The sequence below is a fragment of the Bacillus sp. 522_BSPC genome (assembly GCF_001076885.1).
Classification (GTDB): Bacteria; Bacillota; Bacilli; order Bacillales; family Cytobacillaceae; genus Niallia; species Niallia hominis.
Genome location: NZ_JVDT01000248.1, coordinates 49,705 through 61,355, shown reverse-complemented (window position 1 = coordinate 61,355; position 11,651 = coordinate 49,705). Strand labels below are relative to the sequence as shown.

Genomic DNA, 11,651 nt, shown 5'->3' with positions numbered 1-11,651 from the left:
TATAAATTAAAAAAATGTATATTATACTAACAACAAGAAAAATTTGTTAATATCTAATTAGGAGGTGTTTTTTAAATGAAATTAAAGGGGTTCATAGTTACTTTTGGGTCGTTTGCACTGGCAACAGCCTTACTTTACTTGCTTGGTTATGTGTTTACTATTCCTTGGTTAATGTTTCAATACGAGTACACAAATAATGCAAGTGGGTTCTTTGTTACAACAGGGTCGTTAGTTCCCTTAATAATCGGTTTGGTGATAAGTTTTATGTCCGAAAAAATTTATCTATACAAGTACCGACAAAAACTTGGTTGATTTAAACCAAGTTTTTTTACGCTCTTAGTTTAGCAACAGTTGTGAAATTTACTCGTTGACAAGAACTTAGAAGCATTTGCTTAACAACTTTTTTGGAAGGTAATTGCTTGTTTAGTTCCATATAACAATGCCAAAATAGGTAGTTATCAAGATATTTAGTTGCTACTCCTTGAAATCTATCCATCCACTTCTTCAATCGCTTGTGATAACCATTGACGTGTTGGATATGGTAAATACCTTTCTTCTTGTACTGCTTTTTACTTACGTTGATGGCTTCGTGTTGCAGACTTTTCATTTGAGCAAACTTTTTATAGTTTGTAGCGGTATCTGTGCATAACAAAGCAGAGGTATCGATGTACTTGCCCAACACCTCGTCTATTTCGATAGCAGTAATACGCCCTTTCCCTGCCTTTTGAGAGAATATTTGACCGTTTCTATCGTGAGCCACTACGACACAGATTTGCTCCTTCGATATACCTCGCTTTTTAGCAACTCCACCACGTTTGCGAGCCTTTCTGTGTGTAATCATCTTTTTTCCCTTGTCACTTTCCAAGAAGAATGTTTCATCACTTTCTACAATGCCTTGTAGAGTTTGATGACCAAGTGAACGAACCGCATTCAGGATTTTATGTCTCCAATAAAATGCCGTTGAAACGTGAATTTTAAGTGCCTTTGCTATTTTAGGCAGACTTAATCCTTCAATCATCATTTTGTAATAATCAAGCCATTTGTGAGGGTACTTAGTTCCTGATAACGGGCTACCTGTCATATCGTTAAACGATTTTCCACAATCCTTACAAAGATAGCGTTGGCGTGAACGGTATTTGCCATTACGTTTAACAGACATACTACCGCAATAAACACAAGCTAAACCGTTAGAAAAACGAGTTTCACGAACCTCGCCAACCATCTTGGAAATATCGGTTTTAGGCTCTGGAAACAGGTCTTGTTGTAGAGCTTTGAACAATTCCAATTGTTCGCTCTTGGATAAAGAATGAAAATCTTTATAAACATCGTGCCAAACCATCGCCATCAGGAACACCCTTTCCGCAATTTTTGACACCATTATACATTATTTTTTTCATAGCCACAATTTATACGAAAACAGCCTAATTTTATTTAGATCTGAACTACTGCCTAAAACATGGAATAACTCCCATTCACTTTTACTAATTAAAACCTCTTTCGCTATTATATTAAGTGCATTTGGAGCAGTAGAGTGAATCCATGCTACTACAATATCAATAGCACCATTTTTATTTATTGTTGCATGCACTTTCCTTTGTAATTCATCATGATTACTATAATCAACAAATAGTGGTGTGACATGACTATCTAAGTCTGTTTGTTCTATTAAATCCTTCATCCGATCAGAATTCCTAGCGATGATTGAAACATGATACCCTTGTTCTAATAACCAGAGTGATACCCCTGATAACATACCTGTTCCACCAACTACTAATGCATGCTTCATTAATTTTCCTCCCCATTATGATACAATTTTTATAATAACTAAGAAGGTGATTATATGAGTTCAACAAAACTATTACTAGAAAACAATAATGGAGTTTTCTTATATAAAAAAGATTTCGGCCAAGAAAGCAACTGGCGTTCAGATAATTATTATAAATTTATTTACTCTTTAATGGGAACGATAGATTACCAAACGAACAGAAGTCAGCTTACCCTTCATAATCAACATTTTATTTTATTCAACCCACTAGATGAACATAAACAATTAGCAATAGACGATAGGAAATTTTTAATTGAATTAAACCCTTCTTTTCTTAATGAGGTTTCTCAAGCTCTCTATCCTGTTCACAATGATATCCAGTTTGCTACACATATCCAGAAGAACTCTCAAATTTCAAATTGGGTTAGATTTGTATTAGATTTCGTACAACTTGAAAAAGATGACACAAAATCTATGGAAATATTTTTGGAACACAGTTTCACTCAATTGGCTTTAATGTTACTGAAAAGTGCTGTTGGAACCCATACACAAGATATAAATTTAAATACCTATAAAACAATAGATCCACAAATTTATAAAACAATATTAGCTTTAAAAGAAGATTATCAGCATTCTTGGACCTTGAATGAGATGGCAAAAGTAGCGAATTTAAGTAAATTTCAATTTGCCCATTACTTTAAAGACATCTTAGGGATTTCCCCATACTCTTGGTTACAAACTTACCGAGTCGTCAAAAGTCAGGAAATGCTAAAAAAAAATATAACACTGTATTAGAAATTGCAATGGACTGTGGTTTTTCATCTGTTACTGTTTACAATCAATTATTTAAGCGATTATATGGTATTACTCCTGGCGCTTTTCGAGAAATGGTTAATAAGTAAATACCTGAACAAATAACCATCATAATTCCGCATATTAAAAACAAGATTCTTGTAGACAAGAATGAAGAGATGAATCCGAATACTCCAAGAGAAACAGCATTTGATAAATATAGAAGAAATGCATTAAAACTAAAGCCCCTACCTAGTTTTTCTACGGGAAGATATTTCTGTAACAAATATACTCGTGATAAGCCAGATATAGGTAAGCCTATTGCTGCAACTAATATCCCTATAAAAAACATTGGAAGGCTATACGCAAATCCTAAAAGGAGAATGCCTATACCCCAAATCAGTGAGCCAAAAAGATAAATTTTCACACTTAACTTTTTCCAAATTAATGGGATAAGCAGGTTAACTGCAATTACAGCAGCACCATACCATCCTAAAAGTAAGCTGTATAATTCCTCTCCATTTGGGGTTGTTTCGATTAGTTGCAGTAATAAACCGACTTGCCATACCCAGGTATTGAAAAACACAATGATTACTGTAACTATAAATATGGTTCGAATTGTCGTTTGTTTTTTCACCCAAATTGAAAAATCCTTTATTGAGATAAATATATCACTTATTTTTCTTTGATTTGGACTTTCGCCTGTTATATTTTTTTCTGTAAATTGAATTTTATAAATAAGAATAGCACTTATAAGATATGTTAGTGCATCGAAAGTAAAAAAGTGGATAATGTTAATGGTATTCATTAAGCCTACACTAACAATAGGTCCTAATACAGTAATGCCCCTTGTAACTGTGTCAAGCAAACTGTTAACAGAAGATCTTTCCTCTTCCCTTGTAATAATGGGTAATATAGCCCTATGAGCAGGATTAAAAAAACAGCCTAGACACTGAATAAGAAAACTCACTATTATTAAATGCCAATAGTTCAGCAACTCTAATTGTTGAAATAGCACTAATGATAATATTAGAGGTACTCTTATAAGATCGATTCTTATTAATATCCTTTTTTTATCTACCCAATCAGCAATTACTCCCCCGATTAATCCAAATAAAAGATAAGGGACTACTTGTGAGATTGCAACACCAGTTGTATGTATACTTGATTCTGTCATCTGATAAGTTAAAAATAGGAAGGCTAACCCAGATATAACATCCCCCAAACTAGAAGTCCCAGCTCCTAACAAGTAAAATAATACATTTCTATTATTTTTTATAATTTTTAAATACACATTAAATCACCTCTTCCCTGAGTGTACTTTTTATTTGAGGTGATTTCTTTACTAATCTTGCTAGATTTTCTTGCAAGATTATAATGTACTTACCAATGTTTATTTTTAACCTTGTACTAACCTGCCCATTTAGTTCAATAACTTCTACATAAAAAATAGCGTTAATCCTTCTAGAATTAACGCACCAGTTAGCTGAAGAAAAAATAAAATAAATGTTATTATCCCTCTACTTCTAACTTCATCATCGCACCATAATACTGTTGTGAGGTCGTAAAACAAATAAACGCAACTAACTCGCTTATTTCCTTCTCAGAAAAACAACCTTTTAATACATTAAAAACAGAATCTGGTATATCCCCTTTTTGTTTTAGAAAAACTTCTGCAAATCCGACTGTCCTATCATTAAAAACGATTTAATCATTTTTTTCATCCTTTCTTGCTATTTATATTTAATCATTGCCTTCCATTCTTTTGATTCAGCATTTGATTAATTCTTTAATAGTATGGTTGTTTGAAACTAGATTTTGTAGACATTCCGTGAATGCAAAGTCTACCAAAAAACGATTAGTCTAATTAGACAGCGAAGTGTATTCTGGCTGCGGGTCATAGCAACAAATTTTACAAAAACAGCCAAGAAAAAAGACTGCAAACTCCTGTATTTGAGCAAGGTTTTTACAGTCTTTTCTGCAATCATTCGGCAAAAGTACTGTTAGAAGTGAAAGGTAAACTTCCAAATCCAATACTACTTTCGTTACTTTTTTCATTCTAATTTTTGTTTTTTGGGTATGCCCCTTTTATTTCTGCAATTTTCCGCACGAAATGGGGCGCCGGTCTTTGGGGTTTTGGCTTGTAGAGATTCAGACCGCCCCTACTCTTTCTTGTGGAAGTTTTGGTTTTGTATTGCTAACCGTTATACAAAAGCATACAATAAAGAAAAAAGAAAGGTGGAATGATTTATGGCAGCTAAAACTGCAAATGTCCTCGCTCGTGTTGAACCAGAAATAAAAGAAAAAGCTGAAGCAATCATGTCACAATTAGGAGTGCCTGCTTCTGTTGTCATCAATATGCTTTACAAACAAATCATCATGACAAAGAGCATCCCATTCTCTCTCTCCATTCCCACTGCACCTATTGCTCTCGATGAAATGGATGCAAAAGAATTCAATGCCATGATGCATGCTGGGTTTGAAGATGCAAAAGCGAACCGTTCTCGTCCTGTAGCCGATGTATTTAATGACTTAAGACGGGAATTATAATCGATGGCTGAAACATACGTTGTAAAAATCACAACACAGGCACAAGAACAGCTACATCAAATTACACACTACATTGCTTCTGAACTAAAAGCCCCAGATACAGCACTGCATCTATTGGATACGTTAGAGGATGCGATTTCCTCTCTCTCCGAATTTCCACAGCGAATTGCCCTCACTGAAGAAGAACCATGGCACAACTACGGAATTCGTAAAATGCCTGTTAAAAATTTTCTAGTCTATTTCTGGCTAGACGAGGATCATTTAATTGTTCAGGTAACCGCTGTTGTTTACGGAAAACGTGATCTGATTCGTCAGCTTTCACAAATGGATATGGAATAAAGTGAATATAAAAAACCCTTTCAACGCTAACTTGAAAGGGTTTCTATTTATTTCCTCATAAAGCATTCATAATCTACCTTGAAACAAGGTTTGACTCTTCATAATATCTTTTTTCGTGATGGGGAAGTGTTTTCAGTATTTGAACTCTTGGAATCTGTCCTCAGTCATTGTCTTTCTATCTTGGCACGACTTACATAACGGTTGCCAATTGGTTTCATCCCAAAACAATTCTTAGTAACCTAGATGGCGAACACTATGGTCGACACCCATGTAAAGTTCTTGTTCTTTTTTGTTCATAGCTACTTCGATACGATTACTTATTTTCTCTGACATCTTGAGAAAATCCACAGCTTTCATAGATATACAAATATCAGAAATCAGATCGACTCCAGCAGTGCCACTGCCTCCACATGGCTTGGATGGTGATGGCAGATAATCATAGATGTAGTAGTGTATACCTTATACTTTTTATTTAATAATTATTTCTTCACGTAAAGGGCGTTACATCATGCCGCCCCTAGGTTGAGAGTGTGTAATATCTTGACCTTTTTATGCAATGAGTGTGTTATTTCAAGGATGTTACTAATCTTAGGTGAAACATCTTTAATGTGAATTTACCTTTTTCATGGGATTTATTTAGCAAAATGTTAGAAATTCATTTGACCAACAAACAAACGATATAACCTTTATGATACTTGCTTTTTTCTAAATAGTGCAGGGTTGGTGGCGAAAGCTGAAAATCTCATTTCTGATATTCCAGAACACGTTTGAGTGTGAGCGCAAGAAAGAAATTAAAGTTGCCAAGAGTGTTTACCGAATTAAATAAAACAAACAATAATTATCAGCTAACTAAACAATGTCTTCCAATTGTGGAGGTACATTCAGATAACTTTCAACAGATTTCTCCTAACTTGGTAAAAGCTCTTGTCGCATTTTTAACTTCAAATTATTTCTTAATTCGTCAATTTGGACAATTACTTCGTCATTAGATAACCACTTTTCATTAACCAATATTTTATCCCAAGGATAGTCCGGATCAAAATTCATCCATAATCCGTGCAATTTTTTTAATAGATCCCTTGCAATATATTCAACATCTTCCGATAGGTAAAGCACCATAAAGTAAAAATAATCATTCGCTTCAATAAATTTTTCTTCAGCTTCGTTATAATTTAGCCTCTGTAATCTTTTATGTAACAAAAAAATAGCATTATTTTTATCTGTATCCCAATGACTTAAAATTAGTTCGATATCATTAGATGTGAAAAGCTTATCCTGCATGAAAGATTCAATATCTTGAGCATTAACATTTTCAAATGTTAATACCCTTTGTGTTCCTCTTAACCTCCTAATTGAACCATTGCATATTTCTATAAGTTTATAAAGTTCTGGGTAACACTCGTGTCTTTTAGTTGTATATAATTCAAAATTAGTGAATAGTTGATTCTGCTTTAACTTTAGTTCCTCTATCTCAACATCAAAACTCCGCTTATGGGATTCAAGATCCTTTTGAATATCTGCCTTTACATTTTCAGTAAGTTTAGTAATCTCAGCTATGTCCTCTTTGGTAGCAAGGTTTTTGCCTTTTTCTTTCATGTAACTTGGCAGAAATTGTTTTATAAATAAACCTAATAAAAAAGCAACAATTATTAATAGGATTTCATTTATATATTCCATATAAACCTCCTAAACTTATCTATTCTCCTATAATTTTAGCTGTTTAAAATCTATCTTTCATTTCTAATTCTTGATATTGATCTAATATAGTGTGTTTTATATCAGTTCCATTATCAGTCCAACATATGAACCATTCTTCTTTTCTACTGCGCTCTGACATCTTCTCCATATAAAAATCCCATACCACTGATAGATTATTTTCTCTTAAATATTTTTCTAAATAGTCAGCTCTAAATAATAAATTACTTTCATATCCCATATACTCAGCATCAAAGGCTACTAAATTATTCTCACTATCTTTCCAAATTCCCTCTGATATTTGAAATAACTTAAAAAACTTTACTAAATTAGCATTTGGCATCAGGTAGCTACAAGAATTTCTTTCTCCAGAATCAGGACTAATATTTGTTTCCCACAAATATTCCCATATTGCATCTTCACAATCAATATCTTCAAACCTATTTTTATAAAACATATCAGAGAAGGATGGATGCCAATAATGTTCAAATGCAAATACACTATACGCATTTGCCCAAGAAACACTTATATCTCCTTTCTTTTCTGATTTCAAAGCAATATATTTTTCTTTGTCTGAATTAGATAAAAACACTCCCTTTGCCTTTATGCAAAATTCATCCTTATCAACAAATTTTTTACCATTATCTCTGCTTTGGACAAGTAATTGGGCTAAAGATATATATTTATTACCTTCATACTCGATAAATATAAATTCATCAAGCTTATTAAACTCTTCTTTATTTTGCGCCCACATTTTATCTGGTGTATATGGCAAATATGATTTAATTAATTTTTGTTGATTACTATTTTTTGTTGGGTACTCCAATAAACTAGGATCAATGTCTCTTAGGAATGGATCCCAAGGTCCATTGTAATTTTTGTAATAATCTTTCTTGATTCCTAGAAAATGATCTTCTTCTTTAAAAGTTACTTCATTTTCCTCGACAATCAGTTCTATATCTTCTCCTGATTGAGTTTTAAATTTTTTATCCATATATGAATATATTCTTTCATTTTGCAATTGCTTATATTTTTGATATTCAGGAGTATATAACTTAATTTCTTTATATATAGGATAGTTATCTGTTAATTTAGCTAATAATTCATATAATGCAATCCATTGATATTTTTTACCAATACGTTCCACTAGATTTTCATGTCTATTATAATTTCTTAAATTTTTATCATAGTAACCATGTGTTTTTTCATCATATCCATAGTCAATAATCCTCATTGTAGCAATATTGCTTAAATCTTGGTCGTTAAATTGATTTCCCCAATCAGATACTACACTTCCTAAAACATATCTTCCAAAATCCCCATAAGCTGAAGTTCCTCTTCCGTATTCTGTTGTCATAGATCTTACTATCGCATGAAACCCACTAAACGCTTCCCCTGCTACTTGCTGCATTTCTGTTAACTTTTCATCTACATCTTCTAAGGTATACAGTTTTTTATACCAATTACTAGAATATGGAGGGTTTATTTTTTCAAATTCTTCAAGCTTAATAAGCCCTATATTAGCAGCAAATAAAATTATACCTCTCGCATAATCTCTTATTAAGACATTAGGATAAACTTCATCCTGATTAAATATTTGAGCATAAATTATATCAACTATTTTCTCTAGTTGAGGTACTTCCTTAGATCTTAGAATTGCCCCATATGCACTTGCCAACAGTCTTTCCAATACATATGGATCATTAACATCAATAAATCTATTAATATTCTGAAAAATAATCGATGGTTCGTTAATATATAGTTTTACTAGAGCAGTAGTAGAAGTATCTCTTAGCTTACGGTCCGTACTTGTAAAAAACCAAATAATGGTCAAAGACAGTAATTCAAGATTCTCATATTTGAAGTGTTGAATGCTTAAATTTTGTTTTAAAATAACTTCTACCAATCGAGTAGGCACTTCTGAATTATTATTTATAGATATAGTCCAACTTCCATCCCTTATAGCCATTGTTATAGGATAAATGTTATCATGTAAAAAATTTGCATTTAAGGGGGATTCTATAAGAAATGACTGCTTTAACAAGTTTTCATAAACTAAACTTGTTAAATTTGTACTTTTTTGTCTTAGACATAAATTTATCCAATACAAAGTTCTTTCGTTTATATATTTTACATTCCTCCATGAGATACCTCGAACAAAAGATTCTGCTACATTAAAAGTTATAAGTTTGTTATCAACTAAATCAAGTAATTCTATGTTTAACTTCTCAGGTAGTATTATCGAGAGACTCTCATAAACTCCATAATAATATGGATTATCTGATAACAGTATTTTTTCAAAAGTTCTTTGATCCTCTTGCTGATGTTTTTCTAATAATACTAAGGAAATATATATATCTGCAAATCTTTCATAAGTAAAATAAGTTAAACTTTCACCACGATACCCTGAATTTATTGATAAAATATTTTCTTCTTGTAAACCTAAAATCAGCTCTCGATATCCAGCTGTATAAGGCCTCGCCAGTCTGGATATTATTTCGTAGAGTTCGGTCAATTTAATGAAATTACTTTTTTCTTCAATAAATTTCGCAGCAATTTCTCTCAATATTTTATCAACCAGATTTAACGAGCTTGTATATGAAAATCTTTGATCTAGCGATAATTTACGATTAACCTTTTCCACATATCTGTCCAATACCTCAACTATACTCCAACCTCTATATCCCACATATTCTTCTTGAATTGCTTCACAATAAATCTGTAAGAACAGAGGGTTGTAACACTCATTTTCCAAAGATGGGAATGCCAATGGATTTATTCTATAGTAATTGAAAAAAGGCTCTAAGGCTTCTAAACTTAAATTCTTAAATCCCTTGTGTTCAATTTTAAGTAATGGAAATTCTCCCTCAATATTCTCAGGTAGTACGCTTCTAACATAGTTACTTCTAACAGATAACACCACAGCAATATTTTCAAATTCTTTAATGGAATTTAAAAAGTTCAACAAGTAATTTTTCCAGAAATATTTACCTGCTCCTTCATTTAAAGCATCTATTAAAATTACAGTTCTTTTATTTTTTTTAACAGCTCTATCATTAAATTCTTTCAGAAAAGACTCTTTGGAACCTTTATAATCAATCAAATTAAACATTTGTTTAAATGGATGGTCATGAGTATTTAAATGTTGACCTAAAAATAAGAACACACTATGGCCTTCCCGCTGCAGTCTTTTAGCGTTATCGGCTAATAAATGCGATTTACCTATTCCCGCATCCCCATACATCAATAAATAAGGCTCATTAATTAACATTGGTCGTACCAAGTCTATATAATCATTTAAATCTCTTTCACATTTATGTATTGTGCTAATTGGATTGATTAACTCTTCTCTTGCATTCTTTCTACCTTCTTCATATAATTTGTGTCGTATTCCAGCTACTTTTACCATAAAACTATTAATTTCTTCAGAGAAGTACTTAAAATTACTGTTTAAATAGAATTTTTTATTATCGCAATCAATTCCATTTAAATAATGTAAAAACTCATCAATAAACTTTCCATCATTGTACCCTAAATCTATTATATGTTTATTGAAAGTGCTACTAAACTCCTTTATACTCATTTGTAAGGTACCTAGTAATTCTCTAAATTTAGTAAAGACTCGTTTATTACTTGCTAGAGAATCAAATAAACCGTTAAAATCCGTTTTTACATTGGCATCTGAAATATACCTTTTCCCTAAATCCAAAATGTTTCGTTCTAGGATCTTTTCTAAGTATTCGTCTGTGAATTTTTCCAAATAAGATCTTTCTTGAATTTCTAACAAATTATTCTCAAAATACTCTTGCAATACCTTGTTGTTTTCTACAATGGTATTTTGGATATTAGATACAATACTCATTTCATTTGACTTAAAACTTTTATCTCTATACTCTTCAAGATATGTGATTAAATCATTAAGATATTGATTTACAATTGGATGATTGTTTATTTCTTCTAAATGAACTGATTTTCTATAATTATTTATTTCATTGGTTGCTAGTTTAGACAATTGCTCAACAAAAGCAACTTTAGTAACTGATCTATAACTAGCCCCAAATACGTAGTTAAATATTAATAGTCCATTCTTTTCATCATTTAGAAACTTTTGAAATGAATTTGAATCAACAAATGTATCTTCATACTCTTTTCTGAAGTCTTTTATCTTTTTAAATTTTCCTTTGATTTTCCACTTTTCTATTAAACTTCCACTTATTAGACCTATTAATTTCCCGATTATAGGTTTAATTATAAACGAAATATCCACCATTCATCTCTACACCCCTTCCAAGCTGGTCACTTAATATTCTTTACTATTTTCAACTGTATAAATTAAAGTATTTGTACTGTACAAATACCTTATAATTTTTTATCCTAAAATACCATCTTTCGAGATTCCGAATAACAGCCCATGCGATTCTACTTGTTTACTTAAAACTTTTGGAAAGAATTTTATTGCATCATAATGTTTATTGAGAAAGAATTTTGGATAAGACTAATTTTCATTTTG

Annotated in this window: 8 protein-coding genes and 1 pseudogene; 3 read left to right on the top strand and 6 right to left on the bottom strand. The window is 31.8% G+C overall.

The annotated features are described in order from the left end of the window. Window positions 1–328 precede the first annotated feature (328 nt). Together ADJ83_RS20610 and ADJ83_RS20605 are read right to left on the bottom strand one after the other, a co-directional pair. On the bottom strand, window positions 329–1,345 hold the full coding sequence (locus ADJ83_RS20610; protein ID WP_048717680.1) for an IS1595 family transposase: 1,017 nt from the start codon (window positions 1,343–1,345) through the stop codon (window positions 329–331). A gap of 48 nt (window positions 1,346–1,393) precedes the next feature. After that, entirely contained in the window at window positions 1,394–1,786 is a 393-nt protein-coding gene (locus ADJ83_RS20605; RefSeq protein WP_053094385.1) for an SDR family NAD(P)-dependent oxidoreductase, read from the bottom strand. 54 nt (window positions 1,787–1,840) lie between these two features. Between ADJ83_RS20605 and ADJ83_RS26375 the strand changes: the two genes are divergently transcribed. Further along, on the top strand, window positions 1,841–2,560 hold the full coding sequence (locus tag ADJ83_RS26375; protein ID WP_239687094.1) for a helix-turn-helix domain-containing protein: 720 nt from the start codon (window positions 1,841–1,843) through the stop codon (window positions 2,558–2,560). A 43-nt stretch (window positions 2,561–2,603) separates the two neighbouring features. On the opposite strand, the gene ADJ83_RS20595 is transcribed toward ADJ83_RS26375, so the two are convergent. Beyond that, complete coding sequence (locus ADJ83_RS20595; protein ID WP_048718982.1) at window positions 2,604–3,851, bottom strand: MFS transporter; 1,248 nt, start codon at window positions 3,849–3,851, stop codon at window positions 2,604–2,606. A gap of 218 nt (window positions 3,852–4,069) precedes the next feature. Then, a pseudogene (locus ADJ83_RS26365) lies at window positions 4,070–4,243 on the bottom strand (carboxymuconolactone decarboxylase family protein); the annotation flags it as partial. 564 nt (window positions 4,244–4,807) lie between these two features. On the opposite strand from ADJ83_RS26365, the gene ADJ83_RS20590 reads away from it, so the two are divergent. Both ADJ83_RS20590 and ADJ83_RS20585 read left to right on the top strand, forming a co-directional pair. Then, entirely contained in the window at window positions 4,808–5,107 is a 300-nt protein-coding gene (locus tag ADJ83_RS20590; protein ID WP_031537205.1) for a type II toxin-antitoxin system RelB/DinJ family antitoxin, read from the top strand. 3 nt (window positions 5,108–5,110) lie between these two features. After that, window positions 5,111–5,446, top strand: coding sequence for a type II toxin-antitoxin system RelE/ParE family toxin (locus ADJ83_RS20585; protein WP_048718977.1), 336 nt, complete (start codon window positions 5,111–5,113; stop codon window positions 5,444–5,446). Between the two features lie 906 nt (window positions 5,447–6,352). On the opposite strand, the gene ADJ83_RS20580 is transcribed toward ADJ83_RS20585, so the two are convergent. After that, window positions 6,353–7,123 carry a hypothetical protein gene (locus ADJ83_RS20580; RefSeq protein ID WP_048718975.1) on the bottom strand — a complete coding sequence of 257 codons (771 nt, stop codon included), beginning with the start codon at window positions 7,121–7,123 and terminating at the stop codon, window positions 6,353–6,355. Window positions 7,124–7,166: 43 nt separating this feature from the next. Then, entirely contained in the window at window positions 7,167–11,411 is a 4,245-nt protein-coding gene (locus ADJ83_RS20575; protein ID WP_048718972.1) for an ATP-binding protein, read from the bottom strand. Window positions 11,412–11,651: the final 240 nt, after the last annotated feature.